Consider the following 22,535-nt stretch of genomic DNA (forward strand, 5'->3'; position numbering starts at 1 on the left):
ACCTACTAATAATTTGTCACCGGTTTGCCATATGGCAATTGCAATGCTGCGATGCGCAAGTTTTTTACTGCTGCTATGCCATCGCGGGCAAGACCCATGCAGTATTTGCCATGGTTGTCGGACAGGTGGCTGACTATGCTGCCCGGCAGTGACGAATTCCGAGGCAACGAACGTGACGCAGCGTGTGTTTGGCGAGTTATCCGATGGCACCACGGTGCAGGCCGTTACTCTGGACAACGGGTGCTTGCGGGCCGAGATACTGACCCGTGGCGGGGTGCTGCGCAGCCTGCAGGTGAACACTCCCCATGGCCCGGTCGAGGCCGTGCTGGGTCTGCCCGACCTGGCGGCATACGTGGCTGATACGGACAACCTCGGCATTCTGGTCGGGCGCTACGGCAATCGCATTGCCGGCGCGCGGTACGAGCATGCGGGTGTGCGGCATTGGCTGGATGCAAATGAAGGGCGCAATCACCTGCATGGTGGACGGCATGGCTTCGGCCGCCGGCTCTGGACCGTGCTTGAGCAGACGCCGCATCGCCTTGTTCTTGCGCTTACCTCGCCCGCTGGCGAGGGCGGCTATCCGGGCACCTTGGATGTCACCGCGACCTTCGAGCTCTCCGGTGCTGAACTTCTACTGACCTATCACGCGCGCACCGATGCCGAGACGCCTGTGAATCTGACCCACCATCCTTATTTCAACTTGGCTGGTGATCCTCAGGTGCCTGCCGATAGCCAATGGCTGCGGGTGCCGGCTGATCATTTCCTGCCGGTGGATGCTGAGCTGATTCCCACGGGAGAGGTGCGCGATGTCAGCGGCGGTGCCTTTGATTTCCGCGAGGCAGTGGAGGTGCGGCTGCGGCGTACCGACGAGGCGCAGGTGAGCGCCTCGTCCGGCTACGATCATTGCCTGGTGCTGGCTGGCGATGCCGACTGCAGTGCGGAGCTGTACTCGCCGCACAGCGGCGTGGCAATGCGGATAGCCAGCCCGATGCCGGCGTTGCAGTTCTACGAGGGGCAGGCACTGGACTGCAGTCAGCCGAAACTGGGACGTGGTTTTTGCTTGGAGCCTCAAGGGTTTCCGGACGCACCGAATCACCCGCATTTCCCTTCGACAATGCTGTCTCCTGCTGAGATCTACCTGCATCCGATCCGCTACACCTTCGCGCACGTGAGCAATGCCAGCTCGTGGGCCGAGGTTGGGCAGGCATTGGACGCCAACGCGGGCACATGAACAAGCCGCGGTAGTACCGGGCCATGCACCCCAGCCACAATGGCGGATCATCGAGCATCGGCATGATGAGGCCGTCTACGACCTCTACTTTGGCGGGCCCAGTACGTCAATCTGCGAGACAACGGCCGAATGTCTTGAGGCACTCACGAAGGCCCGCATGATTGTCGAGCGTGGCTACGACGACTGCAAACCACGACGCGAACTACTTGCAACACTAGATCTGGCTATCACTGAACTGAGAGAGGGTCAGGCGGCTTGGCCAGCCCCAATCGTCGGGCGGGAGGCATGCTCTGGGCCTTCGCTGCCCCCAAGAAAGCTCGCCCAGCGGTGATAGCCATTCACCGCTGGGCGAGGACATTCTAGGGACAACCAAGCCTTTGAAATTCCGGGTGCCACCGCACAAGGGTTGGACTATCGACTGATGCTGGGCGCTGACTATTGACGGGCGCGTCTGTCGATCAGGACCGCGCTGATGGCGCAGCATCAGTTCGACGTCACAGACACGCAGGCCCAACTGCATGTGGGCTACGCCTACTAGAGCAGGATTGAACACGCCGCCAACTGCCTGCCAAGGCAGTTGGCGGTGATTCAACTAAGGGGTAGCTTCGACATTCGCCCTACGATTGTCCTCCGTGTACGCGCCGCAGGAACTTGGCTGAGCCTCTGTCTTGGCGGTTGGTGGTTGCTGCATCATCACCAGGTGAGCATAGCCGTAGCTTGCTGGATGCCTGCAAGCCGCCAGACTGTAGGCCTCCGCGTATTCGCTCTCAACTAGTTCCGCAATGCCAGACTCAATTTCAATTGAAGGATGTCGGGTAGACGCTAGCGTTGAGTCATCTCGGTAAGGTTCCTCTCAGACATCCTCTTCGAACTCGCAACGCGCTGCATGCAACACGCGGGCTGGGTCTACGCTCAGCATCGCGGCCGGTGCCGCGCCCCAAAGCAACGCATGCGGCGACAAGAACCACTCGGCCTCGCCCCAACCGGTACTGCGACGCAGACCATCCGGCTCACGCTGGAAAGGACCAAAGTCGCGCAACACTGCTAGGATCTCGGCTAATTGCTCAACAGGCTGGCCATCTGGGCGGAACAGCCAGGTCGGGTAGCGGTAGCTGCCGATGGGGTGGGTGACATACACGCCCAGCAGCTTCCCCTGACGTCGCAACTCGCTTGCACTGTGGCAGCCTCTGCCGAGCTTCAAGTCCAGCCCGGCATTGACCTGTGCTGCACTGAACCACTGTGAGGCGAGACTTTCGCGCCGTGCTGCGGCGGCATCCAGGATCTCTCGTGGGGGCGCGAAGCGAGTCATGCGAGCCTGAGCTGAACCAAAGATGGATTGCGCATGGCTACGCGTCTCCGCTCCGGGCTAGGGGACGCAAGTCAGCGTCCGCATTGCCGGTGCGATCAAGCAAACGGTGGAGTACCAGGTTGAGGCCATCATCGTCTGATGAATAGGGAGAACCGAACAGCGGGACCTGGACCCAAAGTTGCTCCTGCCCGGGATGGACATAGGGGCCGTGATCATCGAGTAGGAGGGCCTCGCCCAGATTTGGCGAGGCGAGACGTAGGTCTTTCGTCTTTCCCGACCACCTGATGTAGGGCAGCTCCACGAACCAGGCCGGGGCACTGCCTTCGCGAGCCAACAGCGCGGCGATGCTGCGAAAGCGATCTTCGGGAACTGTTGTAAACATCGTCAGCTGATCAAACAACGCCTGGATTTCCTCAAGGAACCGGTAGAGTCCGGGCCTGGGAATCTGGCTGATTGCGTTTGAGATGAGCGTTCCCTCAAGGTCAAGTGCCAAGATCGTCGGCTTCATATGCTGCCTCTATCGTTGGTGCGAGCGCCCAACCTTGCTCTCTTGGCTGAACGCTGTCTATCGTGTGAGCCTACTGGTACGCACCGGAGTGAGTCTCCCGGGGCGAGCGTGGCGCGCACAGCCAACAGGTGTACCGCAGGAGCCACAAGTTTGCGGGCATCGTTGCTATTCTCATCCAGTCGTCGAGATTGCTAAGTTCTGCCCGCGACCGTGGCGCAGTTCCGAGCGGTTCGCGCAACGTAGCTGCAGCTGACTGACGACGATCAGTTGCTCCAGCACGCCAACGCCGAACATCTTTGTTGGTCCGGCCGCGGCAATGATATTACCCAGCAATTGAGCACAGTCTGGTGCCAGTTGTGCGCATGACACCTGCCGGTATGTAGCATCTGTCTATCTAGGCTTCTATTCCGCGGGAGATTTCACGTCATTACGATGATTTATGGAAGCGCCAGAGTTGCGCGCTTTTCCGCGCACAACGGAAGAAGACATCCCTTAATGAGTACATTTGCGCGCATATGATTCACATGCCAATCCAGTCCCCTGAGGAAATTGCCGAGGCCCTAGGAAAGCGGATCAGGGCGCGCCGCCTTCTGGCCAATGTTTCGCAAGCAGCGTTGGCCGACAAAGCGGGAATCTCTCGCAGAGCACTGGTGCAACTGGAGAGCGGGCAAGGATCGACGGTCTACACGCTGATCTCCACCCTTAGAGCATTGGGCTTGGAACAACAGCTGACTTCTCTCGTCCCAGTCCCGACCGTTAGCCCAATGGCTATGCTGAAGGCTAAACGGTTGCGCAGCCGAGCGTCCTAGAGCCCGGAGCGGCGCCTGGTATCCTCCCACGATGCAAGCGTAGCCATCTCTTGCCCGTGTCTAATTCGGCAGAGGCTCAGCCTTCTCGCAAAGTCGTTTTGGACTTAGTGCATAGCTACTCGGTAGCTACAGTTATTGACGATACGGAACCACGTCAACCATTGCGACTTTTCGGCGACAAGAATTGCCGTCGTGCGTACCCAGTGCTGGTTTGCGCAGATTCCCTACCTCTCTTGGCACGGATCAACCAGGACCCGTGATTTGTTACGAAACGCCAAGCAACTGGACGCCCAGCGCCAAACACACTGAACAGTGACGCCAAATGAATTGGACACTGCCGCCCAATGATCTGGACACCAGCTCCATCTTGGACACCTTCGCCAAGCTGGACAGATACACCGCATAGTGGCGGACCGCCGTCCGCAACAACATCTCGCCAGAAAAACGGCATCGACAATCCGCGGGGATTCGCGATCGGTGGTGACTCCAAGTGTCTAGCATACTGGTAAGGCAAGCTGTATCTGTGCATCGTGCTGGATCTGTACGACCAGCGCATTGTGGGCTGGTCAATGCACGCTCGGCAGGACCGTCAGATGGTGATCCGGGCGGTGCAGATGGCGGTGTGGCAGCGGCAAGGAAGCGATGAGGTGATCCTGCATTCGGATCGTGGCAGTCAGTTCCGCAGCGGCGACTACCAGGGGTATCTCGCGGCTAACGGGCTGATCTGCTCAATGAGCGCTGTGGGGCATTGCGGCGACAACGCGGCCTGCGAAGGCTTTTTTGGGCTGCTGAAGCGCGAGCGGATCTATCGAACGAGCTACCCCACACTGGATGCAGCAAGAGCGGATGTGTTTGACTACATCGAGCGACGCCACAACCCAAGGATGCGGCGAAGGATCGCCAAGCAGGATCAGAAGGTTGCAACTCTTTTAGAACCGTCCGTGATATCGGGGTAGAACCCAAAACGCGGGGGGCAGCCACAGGCCTAGCGAACGATGCAGTTGGAGCGGAGGTCACAGGGATACGGAGCAATACGCTCTCGAGCACTGATACCATTCCTCCGTAAAAGAAGTAGAAAAGACGCCCCCAAAAATTGCGATGGCGCCGGGGCGTTGAACGATGATTTGCCTGTGTTGGAGCGCTGGCTCAATGATCGGGCAGCGGGTTTCTTCAATTTGCTCATAAAAAATGTGATATTTATCACACAGATAAGCTTGAATATGTTGCAGATCTAGAGGATAAAGGTTTCGTGCGGCTGCGCCGCATTCCGGGCCAGGGACGATCCGAAGTACGACGCGATGGGGACCTATCCCCGCGTTCTCGTTCCCCTCCGGCGCTGTGTTCCTCCAGGAAGGAGAACAGGGATGTTGGAACGACTGAAGTCCTTATCGTGTGCCGCGCTGGCGATCATCGCCCTGAGTGGCATCACCCCGACCGTGGCACAGGCGCAGGAAAGCAAGATTACCTGGCGCATTTCGCAGCCCAGCGGCGATGCGACCCAATACAAGACCCAGCAGGCGGCGGTGGCCGCCATCGAGAACTTGCCGGCGCCCAGCCCATTCCCGCCGGAGTTCCAGTTCGGCTGGCAGTACGTCGACAAGATCAAGTCCAAAATCGTGGACTTGAACGGAAACACGTCGATCACCTACTGGATGGGAAAGACGCAGCCCTCCGACCCAGACTGGTCCTACATAGGGCGTGACATATTCCCGACGGAAGAGGCGATGGTTGCCGATTTTCTCGCGGACCAACAAGCCAACAATCCCGTGTGCCCCGGGGCGGCGGTCACTCCGTCAGGCGATTGGTTTGCGGCTTCGCCCGATCAGGAAGGTGTCATCGAGTCACGCTTCTACGATCTGACTTCAATGGCTGGCAACAATACGGCTGAATCGCCCTGCACCCCGTATACCGGAACGGTGGCAGTCGCGCGTACCCGGCGATTGAACTGCCCGATTCCGCTTACGCAGTGGTCCAACAAGCACAACGCCTGTGTCAGCGAGGAATTCGTTGCGACCATCACTTCCAAGTCGCAGAAGTGCGACAAGGACGGCGCTGGCGCCAATTGTCCCACAGCAGAGAAAAGCGAGGACGCAAATAGCGCGCCTTGCGACGGCACCGTAGGCAATCCGTGTGACGTCAAAACGGGCGAGAAATACGAAATCGCGCAGGATTTCGATCTGGGCTGGATCGCGCTGACGCGCTTCTATCACTCCGGCATCTCCACCTCCTCCGGTGGCTTCGGTTATGGCTGGACCCATTCGCTGGGCGCCCACCTGGCACTGGATGGCGTTGACAGCGTTGGCATCATTGAAAGCACCGGTTTCCAGCGGGCATTCAAGAAGATCGGGCAAGCCTATGAGGCGGACGACGACAGTGGCGATCGCCTTGTCCAGAACGGTAACTGGACACTGTATTCGGAGGATTCCATCTCGACCTTCGGCGCGGACGGGCGTCTGGCCGCCAAGCGCTTCCCGGATGGCACCTCGCTGACCTATATCTACGATGACAGCGACCGCCTTGCGGCCGTCACCCACAGCAGTGGCCGCACGCTGGAGTTCGTCTACCAGTCCAACGACTATGAGGCGCTGATCACTTCGGTGCTGGTCGAAGGCATTGCGCTCGCCACCTACACCTACACATCGCAGAACCAGGTCGCCACGGTGACCTATGCGGGTGGAGGTGTGCGCACGTATCACTACGAGAACCAGGACTTCCCTCAACATCTGACCGGCATTACGGCGGAAGACGGGCGTCGCTACAGCACTTTTACCTATGATTCCGACGGCCGTGTCATTTCCAGCCAGCACGCCGGCGGTGCCGATGGCGTGACGCTCGCCTACAGCCCCAACGGCGGTGCGGTGGTGACCGACGCGCTTGGGCGGCAGACCGACTACACCCTGACACCCGGCGGCGATACCGCTCCGTCGCGCAAGGTGACCGGCCTGACGGACTCGCAGGGAACCGTCAGCCGAACCTACTACGACCAGAGTGTCGACTTCCGCAGGCGTCTGGATACCTACACCGATCGCCGCGGTATCCAGACCAAGCACACCTATGCGCAGGGCACCGATGCGGTGAGCGGTCGTGCCGTGAGCATCCATACCGTGACCGAAGCGGTCGGCCTGCCCGAGCAGCGCGTGGTGACCACTGCGCGCGACGTCGAAACCAATGTGGTACTGACCACCCGGATCGGCAATCGTGAAACCCGCACGTCCTTCAATGCCCGGCGCCAGCCCACGGTCAACACAGTGACCGATACCGCAACCGGCCAGGCGCGCACCACCAGCTACACCTATTGCGAAGCCGCGGACGTGGCTGCGGCAGGCAGCTGCCCCGTGGAAGGGTTGCTGAAGGGCGTGGATGGCCCGCGCACGGATGTGGTCGATACTGCTACCTATGCCTACTATCCGGCGGATGATGCAGGGTGCGCGACCGGCGGAGCTTGTACCTATCGCAAGGGTGACCTGCGCAGCGTGACCAATGCGCTGGGCCAGACGGTCGAGACTTTGGCATACGACGCGTTCGGACGGCCGTTGTCGGTCAAGGACGCCAACGGCGTGGTCACCGATTACACCTACCATGCCCGCGGCTGGCCGACCTCGTTCACCGTACGCGGCGCCAGCACGGCCGAGGACCGCGTTACCCAGCTGAGCTATTGGCCAACCGGCCAGGTGCAGAAGATCACCGAGCCGGATGGCAGCAGCGTTTCCTATCTCTACGATGCTGCGCTGCGCTTGACCGACATAGAGGACAACGCAGGCAATACGATTCACTACGCGTTGGACAACGCGGGCAATCGCCTCAAGGAAGACACGCTGGATACCGGGGGTACCCTGCGTCGCACCCTGGCAAGGACGTTCAACACACTCGGCCAGCTGACCGCGCTGAAGGACGCGGGCAACCACGCCACCGGGTTTGCTTACGATGCCAACGGTAACCCGCAGACGGTGACCGACGCCCTGCAGCGCGTGACCAGCGAGCAGTACGACCCCCTGAACCGCCTGGCGCAGACCCTGCAGGACGTCGGCGGCGTGGCGGCGGAGATCCGCCGCCAGTACAACGCGCTGGACCAGGTCACCCAGGTCACCGACCCGAAGGGCCTGCACACCACCTACGCCTACAACGGTTTCGGTGATCTGACCGGGCAAGTCAGCCCGGACAGCGGTGCCAGCAGCTTCACCATGGACGCAGCCGGCAACCGCAAGACGGCCACGGACGCGCGCGGCGTCACCGCCACCTATCACTACGATGCACTCAACCGTCTGATCGGCATTGCCTACCCGGACCCCAATCTGGACGTGGGCTACAGCTACGACGTGGCGCCAGCTGCCTGCGCCGCCGACGAGCGCTTTGCCAAGGGGCGTCTGGGACAGGTGCTGCATGCCAATGGCAGCACCCAGTACTGCCACGACCGCTTCGGTCAGGTCATTCGCAAGGTGCAGACCGTCAATGGTGTCGCCAGTACGCTGCGCTATGCCTACAGCAAGTCAGGTCGATTGACCAAGCTGACCTACCCCGACGGCAGCGTGGCTGACTATGTACGCGATAGCCAGGGGCGCATCAGCCAGATTGGCCTGACCCGGCCCGGCCAGGCGCGCCAGATCGTGGTGACCAACGTGAGCTATGCGGCTTTCGGCCCGGCGACCGGTTGGACCTATGGCAACGGCCGCCAGCTGCAGCGTCCGCTGGATCTGGACTATCGCCCGCAGGCGGTGCATGACCCGGCCGCAGGCGGCCTGTCGCTGGGCTATGGCTATGACCCGGTTGGTTCGATCACCGAGCTGAAAAACGGCGCAGGCTCGACGGTGCTCGCCAAGTACGCCTACGACACGCTGGGTCGCCTGACCCAGACCCAGGATGGCGCGACTGGCACACCGATTGAGACCTATGCCTATGACGCCACTGGCAATCGGACCGCGCTGACAACCTCGGCAGGCACCGCCAGCTACACCTATCCAGCAACCAGCCATCGTCTGACTGCGGTGGATGGTGAAGCACGCAACCATGACGCAGCGGGCAACACCACCAGCATTGGCAGCAAGACATTCACCTACAACGATGCCAACCGCATGAGCGCGGTGAAGCAGGGCAATACCGTGCTGGAAAGCTACGCCTACAACCATCGCGGAGAGCGCGTGCTACGTACCCCAGCAGGTGGCGTGGCTCAGATCACCCTGTATAACGAAGCGGGGCAGTGGCTGGGCAACTATTCGGCCACGGGCCAGGCGCAGCAGCAGGCCATCTGGCTGGACAACTATCCGGTGGCGTTGATAAATCTGCCGATTGCTGGCGTGCCGGAGCTGGCCTACGTCCAGCCGGATCATCTAGGTACGCCCCGCCTGGTGATCGACCCGGTGCGGAATGTCGCGATCTGGGAGTGGAGCAACAAGAGCGAGGTGTTCGGTGACCAGATTCCAAGTGCTGATCCGGATGGCGATGGCGTGGCGTTCGATTTGGCGCTGCGCTTTCCCGGGCAGCAGGCGACGGATGCGAGTGGGCTGTTCTACAACTACCAGCGGGAATACGACCCGGCAGTGGGGCGGTATTCCCAGAGCGATCCGATTGGGTTGATGGGTGGGCTGAACTCCTTCGCGTATGTGAGCGGAGATCCCACTGGCCGTACAGATCCACTAGGCTTGGCAGATGAGTGGTACATACCTCAGTCCGTACCTGTTTCACCGGATTTGCAGGCGGCCGGCAATCGGCTCCAGAGGCTGGCAAACCAAGCAGCGTCCACCATTGACGCCACCTGTGGATGGCGTTGCTCACTCCCTTGGATACGCGGAACGCTCATCCATAGTGAGTTCAAGCGCCTGGTGGATACGACATGCCCGACTTCTCAGTATGCAACTGAGGTGAGCTACGCTGGCCGTAGGGTTGTTAGGTATGGGTACCCGGGGTCCTCACGGGCGGACGCTGTGTACGGCCCAATTGATGCACCTAAAGCCATCTTCGATCTGAAGACTGGTTGGGCTTATATCTCCTGGGATCAGTACAATAAGTACGTCAAGAATCTCCCCGAGGGAACTCTTGTGGTGGAACTTAAGCCCGAAGGTCGTTGATAAGATGAACAAGCGATACATTTGCAACCTTCTGCGCAAAAGGTCCGGCCTGATCGGCGGGTCAGGTGGATATTTTTTCAGAAGTGACTTTGACTATGTGGCACAAGGAATTGTTCTGGAGTTCGTCCCAAGAGGACTCTATGTATGGAATTTTATATTTCCATTGTTTGATTTCTTTGGACCGCATCTGTCCTACAGCAGTCGAATCGCGGAACGGCCGTTTATCGGAAAGGATCAAATGGCGGACGATGATGTGATTGAGAGCATTCTTTCGTCGCTCGAGCTGCGGAATGTTCTTGAAGCGAAGTCTTCAATGACCTTGCTGGAATTTGCATCCTTCCTTGAGACGCGGGGCTTGAGAGGCGCTCACGCTCATATCAATCATGCAGCGACACTGGCGCTATTGGGGAAGAAGGATTTGGCGCTAAAGTTGCTGAAGGAACTAGCCCCGGCGTTGGATGATCATGATCTAAAACTTTGCGATGCTCTAATAGTGGCGCTGAATCATGGAGTTGAGGCAGTCAAATCGATGCTGGACGTGGTGAAGGAGGAGAATGTTAAGAAGCTGGGGGGGGGCTGATCCAAGTTGTGAATCGCCCAGGGTTTCGTGGGCAGCCGTCAGCCGCTTAGGGATGGTCTGAACAACCAGCACTGAGTCCTGAGTTTCCAGGTCCGGCCCGAACAACGACCGACAGGCGCGCCAGATGTGCGGTTTTTCGCCGTTTGGGTGGTGCCGGCAGGCACCTGCGGACGGATTGACCCCTATGCCGGCAGCAACTGCCGGCGCACCATCCACAGATTGGACAGCGCGAACAATGTCAGCACCTGTGCCGTGTTCTTGGCCAAGCCGCGGTAGCGCGCCTTGGTGTAACCGAACTGACGTTTGATCACCCGGAACGGGTGCTCGACCTTGGCACGCATGCTGGCCTTCCAGCTCTCCCAGCGTTCCACCTGTTTGCGTTCCCGCGCGTCGCCAACGGCCCTGACCTGCGAGCGCTTGGCGGCGATGAAGAACATCGCCTTGCAGTTGGACAGCTCTGCACGCTTGTCGGCACCGGTATAGCCGCTGTCGCCGAACACGCACTCTTCCTTGCCATGCAGCAGCGCGTCGGTGACCGTGACATCGCTGACATTGGCTGCCGTGCACTTGACGTGGTGCACCAGCCCGGAGAATTCATCAACACCGATGTGCGCCTTCATCCCGAAGTATCATCAATGGTTGCCCTTGCGGGTCTGATGCATTTCCGGGTCGCGCGCCTTGTTGGCGTTCTTGGTCGAGCTGGGCGTGTGGATGATCGTGGCATCCACGATCGTGCCGGCGTGCAGGCTCTGGCCTTTGCGCGCAAGGTGCGCATTTACCGCCTCCAGCATCTTCGCCGCCAGAGCATTCTTCTCCAGCAGACGACGGAAGTTGAGGATCGTGGTCTCATCCGGGATCACATCGAGCCCGCTGAGCCGGGCGAACAGCCGCATCGAAGCGATCTCGTGCAGCGCTTCCTCCATCCCCGGATCGCTCAACGCGTACCACTGCTGCAGCAGGTGGATGTGCAGCATCGTCTCCATCGAATACGGCGGCCGGCCCACGCGGCCTGCGCGCGGGTAGTGCGGCTCGATCTGAACCAGCAGCGCCTTCCACGGCACTACCTGCTCCATCTCGGAAAGGAAGATCTCGCGCTGGGTCTGCTTGCGCTTGCCCAGGCCCTCGGCATCACCAAATGTCAGCTGCATGGATAGCTTCCCAAGGTGTGCCGCCATTGTCTCTCAGGCGGCAGGCCAGGGCACGGCACCGCCGAAGTGACTGGTCAGAACATCCTTAGATCGTTTCACACGTAGACGATTTCCCGCCTGTGCTGTTATCAGCTCCACAAAGGCGGCGCCAAGCTCAGCATCTATGAGACGGCTACTTCTCCTCGACCGCCGAGGGGGAGGCCCTCCGCCTCCCTCAGCCCAGGAGCACTGTTGAATCCTCAGATAAGCCCTGCAGGAATCGGTACGGGCGGCATTGGCGGCCGCGATTTAGGCGCCAACCTGCCCTCTATTGCCTTGGGCTAGGGGGCTAAGTCCTCATCTTGGTCCACTAGGCTTAAGGGATAAATCCGTGATGGCCGGCGACGCAGTGAACAGATTTCCGCGAACACATATAATGTTTTGATGCTAATCCGTTCGTTCACTTACCTGACCTCACCAGTTTCCTCATGAGGAAGATTTATTCCTCATGAGGAACCTCAGTTACCTCGGGAACCGAAAGTAGGTTTGAATTCCTACAGTGGGCGTTCTTGTGGGCGCCTCAATTCAAAGGCCGTTGATTGACCAGGACGTGGGAGTCCACTGGTCGATCAGCGGCCTTCTTGTTTGCGGGGTAGAGCAGTCCGGCAGCTCGCGTGGCTCATAACCACGAGGTCGGTGGCCTACAAGGCAGGCCGGGCAGGGCAGGTCCCCCCCGGAGGTGCTGGAGATGTATGACGAGCTGACCCGCGACCAGCACGCGCTGGTACGGACCTCGGCCGTGCTTCTGGCAGCTCTGCGGAGACGACTGGGCCTGCCGGACCTATGAGCTACAGGGCTACACCGATGGGCTGCATGTAGTCCAATTCAAGATTCTGCGGATTGCAGGGATGGGCGTCCATGCCCCGTGCATCCAGCACCGTGGTGTCCATCATCCACTAAGCAGTACGGGTTTCATTTCGAAACCCCTATCCAGATGGACCTCACCAGCTGTACGAAAGACCCAGTTGTCCGCTGGTGTCGCGAAAGCCCATGCCGCCGGTCTGCCGGCTGATCTCGCCCCAGCCGCGCCAGCCGCCCGACAGATTCACCTGCACGCCAGCCTTGGCTTCGTAGACATCACGCGGCAATTGCCGGCGCAGACGTTCTCCGTCCACGGCAATGGCCGCGTCGTTGCCACCGGACCACCAGTTCACCGCGACGAACGGCTGTACCTGCCCCTGGCGCTGCGTCAGCGAACGGGTGTACAGGCGCAGGCCCACACGCGTGGTGGTGCCGTCCTTGTCGTAACCTTCAACCACCGTGCCGTTGGCCTCGACCACGCGATCGGCATCGTAGCGGCTGTGGATCACCTGCAGCTGTGGCTCCAGGTAGACACAGCGCTGCGCTGTGCGCTGCACGGGCAGCACATAGCCTGCCTCGGCCGAACCGGTCCAGCTGTGCGAGCGATACTGCTCCTTCTGCAGCCCTTCGCCCTGCACGCTGTTGCGGAACCGCCCATACTGCAACCAGCCGTCCACATACGCACCGTGGTCCATCCGCGCGTCCTGCAACCAGGTGGCATACAGGCCCAGGCTGGTGCCGTTGACCACACCGTGCGCGGTGTAACCGGTCACCTGCGAACGGCTGTCGTTGCGTGCCCGGCCCTGGCCGGCCATCACACCCGCCTGCAGCTGGCCACCGGCATTGGCTTCGAAGCGACGACCGACGCCCAGCAGCACGCTGTTGAGCTCGCTGTGCACACCCACCTGGCTGCCGCGGCTGCTGGGCTGGCTGCTGCGCACCTGTGCCCATGCAATGGCGTCGCTGCCGCCGTCGGTTGCATCGGCAGGATCACCGCTGCGGTCGTACAGGCTATGCCGGAACATGTTGAGCGATGCGCTCCGGTTAGCCAGATAAACAGCGGGCTCCGGGCGCTCCACACGAGGCGGTTCCGGTGGCGGCTCGACCGGTGGTGGGGCCGGCGGAGGCTCGATGGGCGGGACTGGCGGGACTGGCGGGACCGGCGGGACCGGCGGGACCGGCGGGACCGGCGGAGGCTCGGTGGGTGGGGCAGGCGGCTCGACCGGTGGGACTGGTGGTTCGACCGGTGGTTCGGGAGGCTCCGGCGGGATAACAGGAGGCGTATATTCTGAACGCAGGTACCAGTTGCCATCATCCGGGGTGGAGGCGCCGCCTTTGTACAAGAAGTAGTCATAGGCGCCCGCCACTGCGCGTCCCTGCAGAGTGAACTGCGCATCGGACTGACCACCTACACTGATCAAGCGGATGCCCTCGCTAGTCAGCGCGCCCGCGCCCCCCGCGTTGTGCACGCTGACGGTGGCCGTCCCGCCGCTGTTGCCCCTGATCACCAACTGGTCACCCAGTGAGGAATCGTCGCCCAGTGCGCGGTTGAACATCCAGTGGCCGCCGTTACCGACATAGTCCCCGGTGACGGTCAGGGTCTTGAAGTCGCCAGCGGTGGGGGCAACGAAGTCGATGGTGCCGGCATGGTCCAGCGCACCCACAATGGAGCCACTACGTAGGTTCCACTGGCTGCTGCCATCCAATGCCAACCGGGCGACTTGGTAGCCCGAATCATTGCGGAGCGCGCCAGTGAACCGGGTGCCGTTGCGCAGAGTCATCTGTACGTTGGCGGTCGCGCTGTCGACTACGACGTCACCAGTCAGGCGGCTGCTGTCCGCGCTGAACAGAATGTCAGAGGTTGCAACCGTGCTCCCATTGGTTAACACGGTATCGCTGACCTGAAGGAGGCGTCCGCTGTCCAGATCGCCCTGTTGCCGAGCCATGACGTCGGTGCTATCGAGGTTCAGTTCATGATTACTACCCTGCAACAGTATCGCTTGACCGTCCTCGGTCTCCAGCAGGCTGTTGCTAAGTGCAAGCCTATTCCATCCCTTGCCCGGAACTGTATGGTAGGAGCGGTAGGCACCGGAATCCGCCCCACGGGCTCGAATCTTCACGCCGTCTACCGCGAGCCCGGCAGCATCGGTTTGCACGATTCCGAATGAGGACTTGCCTGAGGTAATGACCGAGCCGCCCAGTAGCTTCAACTGAGCAGCGCTGCCGGTCAAAAACACACCGCCACCACCTTTCCCTTGAGTGGTAATGTCTAGGTCATTGGCGTCTATTTTTGATGCTAGTGATGAGTCATGGCCCTGGGCGCGCAACCCATATGCGTTATCGCCGTGAGTGTCGACACTGCCACCAATGATGGTCGCAGTCCCGCTCCACACGTCCAAGCCGTGGCCATTGCCATTGCCGCTGTATGTGCTGATGACGGTATTGGTCAGATTGACGGTCGGTTGCGCGTTATAGTCTGCGTCAGACATCCAGATCCCCGATTGACCATCGCGGACCGTGAAATGTGTTCCAGTTGCACTCAATACGGACCAAGGATATACCTTGACTCCATAGCCTTTGATCGTCTCAAAGCTGCTGTCAATAATTTCTGCAAAAGCATACTGGCGCGTGACTTTGCTTCCGGCAATGCTGATACTGCCAATATTGCTAGTTGCACTGCTTCCCCTGATCTGCAACTTGGCACCATCGGTTGCTTCGAAGTAGCCATTAACTACCTCGACGTGCCTTAGTGATAGAAGGCTGTCAAGTCCATTTGCGTACAAGCGTAAGTCGGTTCCTTTATCGCTCGGCGAAAAAGTGAACTTTAGCGATTCCATTGAGAGTAGCGCACCGGAGCGAGCGAACGCTGTGCTGGTGGCCCCATTATTCTTTCCACTACTATTAATGTCGGTGCCGCCGACAATAAGTGCACTATTCCTCCCCGTGGCAGAGAGTGGATGCCCACCACTGCTGACGCTGCCGCCGGCCAACCAAATCGTCCCTCCGTTCTCGGCATGAACGGAGCCTAGTCCGTACTCGTTACGGGTTGCATCAATGTGGATATCGTCTGCGTAGATTGTGCTGCCGGCATCGCTGGCGAGCAACGCATAGCCGCCATCGATGTTGGCAGTGCCGATCTGCATGTGGCCGCCGTTGAGCCATGCCTCGCTGCCTGAGATCGCGCGAATTCCGCTGGCGTTTTTGCCTGAAGTCTTCAGATCTAGGTTGGATGCATTGAGCAGTGCGCCGACGCCTGTAGTGGTTAGAGCAAATCCACTTGAGGTTTGCTCGACGCTATCTCCGTCAACCAAGTTAAGCGATTGGCCTGCATTGATTACGATGGGCCCGGTGTAGTTGGCTGCTTTGGCCGGAAATGCGCTTAACGCTGCTAGATTCAATCCAATGCAGATAGGGAGGAGCGCACGCGAAGTGCTTGGCCAGACTCACGGTCGATGCTGGGTGTTTTCCACTCTTGATGTAATGATCCAAGGCAGCCCCTGGGGAATGGGCGCCAAGCGGCTAGGGACTGCCATCAGTGTTCTCCTACTCGTTTTTGAATTTCTTGCTAGTAGTCAGTAGGTTGATTGATGGGGTTTTGTATGGAAATCAGAAATGTCCTAAAAGTGGCGGCTGAGCTTGTCCGCACTATGTTGGGTTGGCTCAAGTTCAGGAACGCTGGCGTAGCCAAGGAATTGGACGAATCCCATTTCTTCTGCTTGCGCGCCGGAGCATTAATGACGCAGCGACGTTCTGCTTCCTCTGTGTGCCGCTAGGTAGTCATTGAGAGTTCAGGAAAGTTGCTGGCAACCAGAACCAGCTCTTGGTTGCTCGAGACTCCAAGCTTCCTCATCATGCTCACTTTCTGCGAACTGATAGTCTTCTTGCTTCGCTGTAGCAGGGCGGCGATGGCTGTAACGCTCATGCCGGAAAGATAATGGCGAAGGACTGCCTTCTCGCACGGGGATAGTTTCGCGGTGCGGATGATTTCAGCGCGCTGTTCTTCAGCTGCGCTGTCGGCATGGCCTTTGAGGTTGTCGATGGAGGGTGCTGGTGGTGCATGCCTTGCTCTCTACGAGATGAGCACCTGCCACAAGGATGCTCCGACGCAGGCCCTCGCTTGCTTGCGGTGTGATGACGATGATGCGGGTTCGCGGTGACAGTTGGCCGATCTCGGCGATCGGCGCGCAGTTGGCAGTTGTGCCTTCTTCGGATTGCAAGTTGTAGCCGGTGATGACGATGTCCGGACGATGTTGCGCCACGAGCTCAAGCAAAGTGTGAGGCTGTGTCGTTAGGCCGCTTATCGCGACACTTGGAATGGACCGGAGTGTGCTCACCACGCCCAGGACATAAATGGAGTGCTCGTCGGCGACGACCACGGTTCTGCCGCCCACGGCAGTCGAAGAGGTTACGTTGACCATGTTCTCAGCTCGATCCGACGCGAGCTGTTCGCGGTCGCAGGAGTCTGGAGATCAGGCTCCGTCCAGGGGGGCGAGATGGTGAAGGCGTGGCGACGAACGCTGGCCATGCTTTTCTGGCCTGTTTCAGGCCATGCAAAGCAAGTTGCACATTTTTCACCGGCATCTGTGTGCGACGCGCAATGTCATTGGCGCTTGCGCCCCTTTCTAGCATCGGCGCCGCTCTGTCCAGGAAGCGCTGCAGCTCGAGTGTAAGGTCCGTCTTCTTTGCCTTGATTAGCATGAACACTGTGTCCGGATCGGACAGCAGGTGAATCCCTGGTCCCGCTTCCATTTCTTCTTGCTGCCGGCGTGGGGAAAGTTGAGGTAGCTCCACGTGCTCAGCCTGAGTCGTATATATCGGCTTCTGCTCGAAGCTGAAGTTGCAAGGGTGCCCGGCGAACCAGCGCGCAAGCCTGAAAATCCTGTCCTTACCTTCGACCTTTTGCTCGATGGAGAACGATGCGATCAAGCCGGCGGCAACTTGGATGATCAGTGTCTTCCCCTGCACGGGGCCGAGGGAGAGCACGCCACTTCTACTCCCTACCAACGCAATGATCTCTTCCAGGTCAATGTCGCCGAGGTGGCCATGAATCGACATTCCTATGTTCTCCTTCAATGCTCTCCAAACTACTTCAATGCGGCAGTCATGCATCGAGTGGGAGTGCTGCGATTCGAAGGTGGTGAGAGTAAAGCGGTGAACATGCTGTGGAGAATGAGACCTTTCCTATTCTTCCAATTCTGGTCCTGTATTGCGCCGGCCATCCTGTGTACTACTACTTAATGTGTAGGTGGAATTAAGGGTTGTCCTATTTGCGGTAGGCCGCGGGCCCACTAGCATCTCCCCTCACTTTGGATTCCCGGCTGCGCACACGGCCCTGGTCGATGTCAAAGCCAGGCAGCCCTCCTCGGCTGGAAGATGTGATGTAAGGAGAAGGGTGATGGTGTTGGTCAGGGTGTTGCTGGTCGGTGATCGAACCATGGATCGAATAGATATGGAGTCACGCCTGTCGATCGACGCTAGGGTCCAAGTGGAAACCGTGGGCGACATTTGCAGCGCTGCAGCACTGGTTGAGTGGCGGCACTACAGCATAGTGGTGGTGAACGTGTTCGGCCTTGGACGCTCATTGGTGGATCTGATCAACAACTTCTCTCAGCAGTCACGAGAGTCCCGAATCGCATTCTTTGGGGGCAAGTCGACTGCAATGGTCAAGGCCGCCGAAATGATTGCGCAGACCAGAGGGGTTGGGGTGCTGAGGGGATTGGGCTTGGAGCCCCATGGCAACGAGAGTGGAGAGCTCCTAGCCTTTATTGATGGGATTGCTCGAGAGGCTTCAGTGGCGCCCTCGCGCGGCAATGGTTAGGCTGTTTGCAGAAAAGCTGGCACTACATTGCCAATCAATGCCCATTTCTGCCCATGCGGAAGTCCTGAACAATGAAGCCCATCAAGCTAAACCATTGATGGGCTTCGTTATTCTGGTGTTTGCGAAACCGGTGCCGACGGCGTCACGGGGACAATTCGCCCTCGTGGGGATGCAGGTGCATCTGCTCGACCATGGTGCGTGGCTGTGTCTGCAGGCCCGATATGATCAGGGTAATCCCCCGCCGCCGGCAGCGCTCCAGCAGCGTCGCCAGCGCATGCACGCCACTGGAATCCACAATGGGAACCAGACTCATCCTGATGATGAAGACCTTCGGCGGCACGCGGAACTGGTCCAGCACGTCGTTCAGGCGGTTGGCAACACCGAAGAATAGCGGACCCGTGATCTGGAAGACTTCAACGCCTTGCGGAAGCTGATCGCGCTGGGTCAAATCTTCAGTCGTCTCCCCGTTCTCGTCGATCAGCCGGATACCGGAGGCAACCTCGACGGTGATCGCACCTGATCGTGTTGGATTGCCGAGAAGCGGCGGGCTTATGTTTTTGTCATAGCCCAATCGGCCACCGTTCTTCAGAACGAAGAACGCGCAGCCTCGGGCTACGCGGTTGAAGAGAAAGTGATTTCACGAACCTAGGCTTGACTGGGGCACCAACCCGAGAGTCGGCGATCCAGCAGGTTCTGCGCGACCGGCTGGTGACTCCAGTTTTTCACCGTTGTCACCGGTACGCCAGGCAGCCCGACGCTTCATGTTGACCGACCACTTTGGTGAGCTGGACCGCCTCGGCCTTGAACTCGTCTGCAAGTCACTTGTTCGCCATAGCCCCAACCGCAGAAGACAAGAACAGGTATCTAGGGAATCGGGCGCGTACACAGCGTGAGAAACAGGGAGGCCCTAACGGAGCAAGCGGACTCGTTCGCTCGATGTTAAGCGAACAAGCCTGTTTGCGCAAAGACAGCAGACCCAGCGGCTTACATATAGATGAGCCGGTTGAGCTTCTCGAGGAAGTCGGCATCGGAATTGCTCAAGTTCGCAAGACCGAAGCGTTCTTGCACAATCGCGGACACCAAATCGCGGCGTTTCGGGAGACGATCCTTCTCTGCCGCTGCGAGAGCCGCCGCCATCTCCTTCTTTTTAAGGTTGGTGCAGTAAGCCGGCGCAGCAGGCTGCTGGCGCCACGAATCCGCGAGCGATCCAGCATCGAATGCGTCGATGCCAGTCTCTTCGACTAGGCGCATCGCCACTTCTCGATCAACTGTGCGGTCGGCAGCAACGGGTATCGCGATACGATCGGGACTTCCCGGCGCCAGCCCAAATTCGGCGAATGCTTGTGCTCCTATCGCGTTCCACGCCTTGGCGATCGGCCGGCCCAATTGTTCCACTACCCAGAGGCTTTCCACCTGGCCCGCGTCAATCGCCTCGATCGCGCCGTCCCGCACTGGATAATAGTTGGCCGTGTCGATCACCACCGTTTTTTCCGGGACGCCCGCGAGGAGGGATCTGACTTTCGAGTGGCTCGCAAACGGGATCGAGAGGATGATCACGTCCACGTCCCTCACCGCGTCTTGAGCGGTTGTCGCGCGGGCGCCGTTAGCCAGTAGCTGCTTGTCGATTGTCTCAGGGCCACGGGAGTTCGCAACCTTGATCTCATGACCAGCTTTGGTCAATTCACGGACAAGTGTCTTTCCGATATTGCCGGTGCCCAGAATGCCTACTTTCATGATTCCTACTCCATTTCACTTGGTTCATCTTGCTGTGCAAACTTGCAGAGGAACCGGGGACAATCGTGTCCCGCAGTTCTTAGTTCTTGCCGGTCACTTAGGTTGCATCGACGGTGGATTGGGTAAGCTTGATCTTAGTCATGCGCCTCTTAGCTCCGGAAAAGATCCCTCAGCCACTGACCCGCGGGTCTAGCCCGTATTGAGCCGGCCCGCCGAGATGATCGCGCAGCGTCGTGCCCTCATAATCCCGATGAAAAAGCCCGCGCTTCTGGAGAATCGGGACCACGCCGTCGACGAAGGCATCGATTCCGTCCTCAAACACGTCAGGCGACAGCCAGAAGCCATCAGCGGCGCCAGCTTCGAACCATTCCTGCATATGATCGGCGGCCTCAACGGCCGGGCCAACGATCGCTGGGTGATAATCGATCACGCCATGGGCGAGCACGTCGCGCAGGGTCCAACCCTCACGTGCGATCTTGAGAGCGTTCGCCGAACGAGGGTCGCCGGGTGACGGACGAGCAGCGGCCAATTGCTCCGGTGTAAGCGGCGCGTCCAGCTGGCCTGGGTCGAGCCGCAGCCCCAACATCTGACCGAGATATAGGACGCGCTGCGGAAACGCCTGCCCGCTCAGCGCAGTTCGTCGGTCCAAGCCTGCGCGTCGATCACGCGCGATTGTCGTCATCAAACCAGCGAAGAACTTGATTTCGTCAGGGTTCCGCCCTGCACGTTCGGCTGCGTTCCGAAGGGCGCTTCGCTGGGCGCGTGCGTCCTCGATTGTGAAGACGGCACCGATCACGCCACTGGCATAGCGGCCCGCAACCTCCAGCCCCTGGGCGCCGCCACCGGCTTGGAATATCACCGGCTGGCCCTGTTCCGAAGGCGGGAGCTGAAGCAGACCGCTGGCGGCCACATGGCGCCCTTTCAGATTGATTGGCCGGAGCTTGGTGGGATCAGCGAATCGGCCGGATTCCTTGTCATGCAGCCACGCGTCCAACCCCCAGGTGCCCCATAAGGCTTGCACAAGTTGGATGAATTCATGCAGTCGCTCATACTTCTCGTTACGAGGTGGCAGGGCTCGTCCGTAGAGGGCGGCGACACCAGGATCGCTGGAGGGCACGGCGTTCCATCCGACTCGGCCGAGGCTCATCAGGTCGAGCGCTTTGAATTGGCGAGCCAAATTGAAGGGTTCGTTGAACGTCGTGGAGCCGGTGGCGACCAACCCGATCCGCTGGGTCTCGCGCGCGACTGCGGCAAAGGTCAACAACGGCTCATTGATATTCAACGGAGCCTCGGTCTCGAGGTCGTTCTGCCACGCTGGAAAATCTGGGGCGAACAGGAACTGAAACTTACCTCGTTCGGCGGCTTGAGCGTACCGCACCTGACTGTCGAAACTCGTGTAATTCTTGGGATCCACACCCGGCATCCGCTACGCTCCCAGTTGCGAGCCGTAACCGCCGTTGAAAACCATCCCAATCATCATTTGCTTGGTCATATAGATTCCCGACTGCTCCCGTTCTCGGCAACTTGCCGTTTGGATGCACTGATCCGTTAGCCGTTTGCCGAGACTTCGAGGGCCCGACACCTCAGCCGGGCCAGCCACCGGCCGGCATGACCAAGTTTATTTCTGTGCAATGACCTGATTCATAACTCAATGCTTCAGCTCGGGTCTTGCCATGCGGACAGCATTGCCAAGGCTGCTTCATAGTTACCAGCAGCCTCGGCAGTACGGAGATATCTGGCCCGTTCCACAATGATTTCCTGAGGTGTGGGTTCGCCATGCAAAAGGGCGAGTGTCTCGTCGAGGAAGTCTTCCAGAGGCATAGCATGCTCGTCCTTTTCCTGGCCGAACAACGTCGTTTGCACGCCAGGTGGAGCCAATTCAACGACGCGCACGGAGGTGTTTGCGAGCTGCACACGCAAGCCTTCGGTAAACGAATGAACAGCCGCCTTGGTGGCGCTATATGTCATCGCAATGGGGAATGGAACAAATGCCAATGAGGAACTGACATTAATGAGGGCACTATCTTGCTGCTTCGCAAGTTGCGGCAAGAAGGCATAGGTCATCCGGATGGTGCCTAAGAGGTTGATCGCGACGGCCTCTTCTGCAACCCTGAGTGACTCTGGATTCATCGCATCTTCGCGCGGCATGATGCCCGCGTTGTTAATTACGACATTCAGATCGGGGTAACGCGCGGCTACTAGCTCACTCGCCCGGGCGATGGAAGTAGCATCGGCAACATCAAGCTCAATAGCCTCGATGCCCGGATAATCGGCAGTGATCTGCTCCAGCAATGCCTTACGTCGTCCCGCGACGACAACCTTGTTGCCCGCCTTATGAAACCGCAGCGCTAGACCGAGTCCTATGCCCGCAGTGGAACCAGTGATAAGGATGGTATTGCCAGACGGCTTCATATGCTTCTCCAGATCGGTGGAACGGGTAGAATTGAAACGGACAACTGTCCGTAAGCTGGAATATTAACGGACAGTTGTCCGCTT

15 protein-coding genes and 2 pseudogenes are annotated in these 22,535 nt (G+C 59.3%); 6 read left to right on the plus strand and 11 right to left on the minus strand.

The features are described 5' to 3' along the window. Nucleotides 1-148 precede the first annotated feature (148 nt). Complete coding sequence (locus WKB25_RS04530; protein WP_340568931.1) at nucleotides 149-1,231, plus strand: aldose epimerase family protein; 1,083 nt, start codon at nucleotides 149-151, stop codon at nucleotides 1,229-1,231. Between the two features lie 853 nt (nucleotides 1,232-2,084). Here the strand turns inward: WKB25_RS04530 and WKB25_RS04535 are convergent. Continuing rightward, nucleotides 2,085-2,540, minus strand: coding sequence for a hypothetical protein (locus WKB25_RS04535; RefSeq protein ID WP_340568932.1), 456 nt, complete (start codon nucleotides 2,538-2,540; stop codon nucleotides 2,085-2,087). A gap of 37 nt (nucleotides 2,541-2,577) precedes the next feature. Then, complete coding sequence (locus WKB25_RS04540; protein WP_340568933.1) at nucleotides 2,578-3,048, minus strand: NIF family HAD-type phosphatase; 471 nt, start codon at nucleotides 3,046-3,048, stop codon at nucleotides 2,578-2,580. A 524-nt stretch (nucleotides 3,049-3,572) separates the two neighbouring features. On the opposite strand from WKB25_RS04540, the gene WKB25_RS04545 reads away from it, so the two are divergent. From WKB25_RS04545 to WKB25_RS04560, 4 genes and pseudogenes are all read left to right on the plus strand, one after another. Next, the gene (locus WKB25_RS04545) at nucleotides 3,573-3,857 is read left to right on the plus strand and encodes a helix-turn-helix transcriptional regulator (RefSeq protein WP_340568934.1); all 285 of its coding nucleotides are present in this window, start codon (nucleotides 3,573-3,575) and stop codon (nucleotides 3,855-3,857) included. A 509-nt stretch (nucleotides 3,858-4,366) separates the two neighbouring features. Further along, a pseudogene (locus tag WKB25_RS04550) lies at nucleotides 4,367-4,813 on the plus strand (DDE-type integrase/transposase/recombinase); the annotation flags it as partial. Between the two features lie 408 nt (nucleotides 4,814-5,221). After that, entirely contained in the window at nucleotides 5,222-9,919 is a 4,698-nt protein-coding gene (locus WKB25_RS04555) for an RHS repeat-associated core domain-containing protein (RefSeq protein WP_340568935.1), read from the plus strand. A 4-nt stretch (nucleotides 9,920-9,923) separates the two neighbouring features. Beyond that, nucleotides 9,924-10,499 carry a hypothetical protein gene (locus WKB25_RS04560; RefSeq protein WP_340568936.1) on the plus strand — a complete coding sequence of 192 codons (576 nt, stop codon included), beginning with the start codon at nucleotides 9,924-9,926 and terminating at the stop codon, nucleotides 10,497-10,499. A gap of 182 nt (nucleotides 10,500-10,681) precedes the next feature. Here the strand turns inward: WKB25_RS04560 and WKB25_RS04565 are convergent. The 5 genes and pseudogenes from WKB25_RS04565 to WKB25_RS04585 form a co-directional block, all read right to left on the minus strand. Next, a pseudogene (locus WKB25_RS04565) lies at nucleotides 10,682-11,647 on the minus strand (IS5 family transposase). A gap of 980 nt (nucleotides 11,648-12,627) precedes the next feature. Further along, nucleotides 12,628-15,885: an autotransporter outer membrane beta-barrel domain-containing protein gene (locus WKB25_RS04570; protein WP_340568937.1), complete on the minus strand. Its 3,258-nt coding sequence runs from the start codon at nucleotides 15,883-15,885 to the stop codon at nucleotides 12,628-12,630. Between the two features lie 371 nt (nucleotides 15,886-16,256). Then, nucleotides 16,257-16,526 carry a LuxR C-terminal-related transcriptional regulator gene (locus WKB25_RS04575; protein WP_340569127.1) on the minus strand — a complete coding sequence of 90 codons (270 nt, stop codon included), beginning with the start codon at nucleotides 16,524-16,526 and terminating at the stop codon, nucleotides 16,257-16,259. Next, nucleotides 16,489-16,905, minus strand: a complete 417-nt coding sequence (locus WKB25_RS04580) for a response regulator (protein ID WP_340568938.1) — start codon at nucleotides 16,903-16,905, stop codon at nucleotides 16,489-16,491. The genes WKB25_RS04575 and WKB25_RS04580 overlap by 38 nt, the downstream gene beginning before the upstream one ends. Before the next feature lie 4 nt (nucleotides 16,906-16,909). Beyond that, a complete protein-coding gene (locus tag WKB25_RS04585) occupies nucleotides 16,910-17,542 on the minus strand; it encodes a hypothetical protein (RefSeq protein ID WP_340568939.1) in 633 nt (210 codons plus the stop codon). Between the two features lie 340 nt (nucleotides 17,543-17,882). On the opposite strand from WKB25_RS04585, the gene WKB25_RS04590 reads away from it, so the two are divergent. Continuing rightward, the gene (locus WKB25_RS04590; protein ID WP_340568940.1) at nucleotides 17,883-18,305 is read left to right on the plus strand and encodes a hypothetical protein; all 423 of its coding nucleotides are present in this window, start codon (nucleotides 17,883-17,885) and stop codon (nucleotides 18,303-18,305) included. Nucleotides 18,306-18,447: 142 nt separating this feature from the next. Here WKB25_RS04590 and WKB25_RS04595 read toward each other — a convergent pair whose 3' ends face one another. The 4 genes from WKB25_RS04595 to WKB25_RS04610 form a co-directional block, all read right to left on the minus strand. Beyond that, nucleotides 18,448-18,876: a sodium-independent anion transporter gene (locus WKB25_RS04595; RefSeq protein ID WP_340568941.1), complete on the minus strand. Its 429-nt coding sequence runs from the start codon at nucleotides 18,874-18,876 to the stop codon at nucleotides 18,448-18,450. A gap of 413 nt (nucleotides 18,877-19,289) precedes the next feature. After that, nucleotides 19,290-20,039, minus strand: coding sequence for an NAD(P)-binding domain-containing protein (locus tag WKB25_RS04600; protein ID WP_340568942.1), 750 nt, complete (start codon nucleotides 20,037-20,039; stop codon nucleotides 19,290-19,292). A gap of 169 nt (nucleotides 20,040-20,208) precedes the next feature. Further along, on the minus strand, nucleotides 20,209-21,453 hold the full coding sequence (locus WKB25_RS04605) for an NtaA/DmoA family FMN-dependent monooxygenase (protein WP_340568943.1): 1,245 nt from the start codon (nucleotides 21,451-21,453) through the stop codon (nucleotides 20,209-20,211). A gap of 242 nt (nucleotides 21,454-21,695) precedes the next feature. Next, on the minus strand, nucleotides 21,696-22,451 hold the full coding sequence (locus tag WKB25_RS04610) for an SDR family NAD(P)-dependent oxidoreductase (protein WP_340568944.1): 756 nt from the start codon (nucleotides 22,449-22,451) through the stop codon (nucleotides 21,696-21,698). Nucleotides 22,452-22,535: the final 84 nt, after the last annotated feature.

It is taken from the genome of Stenotrophomonas sp. G106K1, from assembly GCF_037969685.1.
Lineage (GTDB): Bacteria > Pseudomonadota > Gammaproteobacteria > Xanthomonadales > Xanthomonadaceae > Stenotrophomonas > Stenotrophomonas lactitubi.

What these genes read in the sequence shown, in the direction of transcription:
- WKB25_RS04535 (WP_340568932.1), bottom strand. Translation starts at nt 2,540, where the DNA reads ATGACTCGCTTCGCGCCCCCACGAGAGATCCTGGATGCCGCCGCAGCA.
- WKB25_RS04540 (WP_340568933.1), bottom strand. Translation starts at nt 3,048, where the DNA reads ATGAAGCCGACGATCTTGGCACTTGACCTTGAGGGAACGCTCATCTCA.
- WKB25_RS04545 (WP_340568934.1), top strand. Translation starts at nt 3,573, where the DNA reads ATGCCAATCCAGTCCCCTGAGGAAATTGCCGAGGCCCTAGGAAAGCGG.
- WKB25_RS04555 (WP_340568935.1), top strand. Translation starts at nt 5,222, where the DNA reads ATGTTGGAACGACTGAAGTCCTTATCGTGTGCCGCGCTGGCGATCATC.
- WKB25_RS04560 (WP_340568936.1), top strand. Translation starts at nt 9,924, where the DNA reads ATGAACAAGCGATACATTTGCAACCTTCTGCGCAAAAGGTCCGGCCTG.
- WKB25_RS04580 (WP_340568938.1), bottom strand. Translation starts at nt 16,905, where the DNA reads ATGGTCAACGTAACCTCTTCGACTGCCGTGGGCGGCAGAACCGTGGTC.
- WKB25_RS04585 (WP_340568939.1), bottom strand. Translation starts at nt 17,542, where the DNA reads ATGTCGATTCATGGCCACCTCGGCGACATTGACCTGGAAGAGATCATT.
- WKB25_RS04590 (WP_340568940.1), top strand. Translation starts at nt 17,883, where the DNA reads ATGGTGTTGGTCAGGGTGTTGCTGGTCGGTGATCGAACCATGGATCGA.
- WKB25_RS04600 (WP_340568942.1), bottom strand. Translation starts at nt 20,039, where the DNA reads ATGAAAGTAGGCATTCTGGGCACCGGCAATATCGGAAAGACACTTGTC.
- WKB25_RS04610 (WP_340568944.1), bottom strand. Translation starts at nt 22,451, where the DNA reads ATGAAGCCGTCTGGCAATACCATCCTTATCACTGGTTCCACTGCGGGC.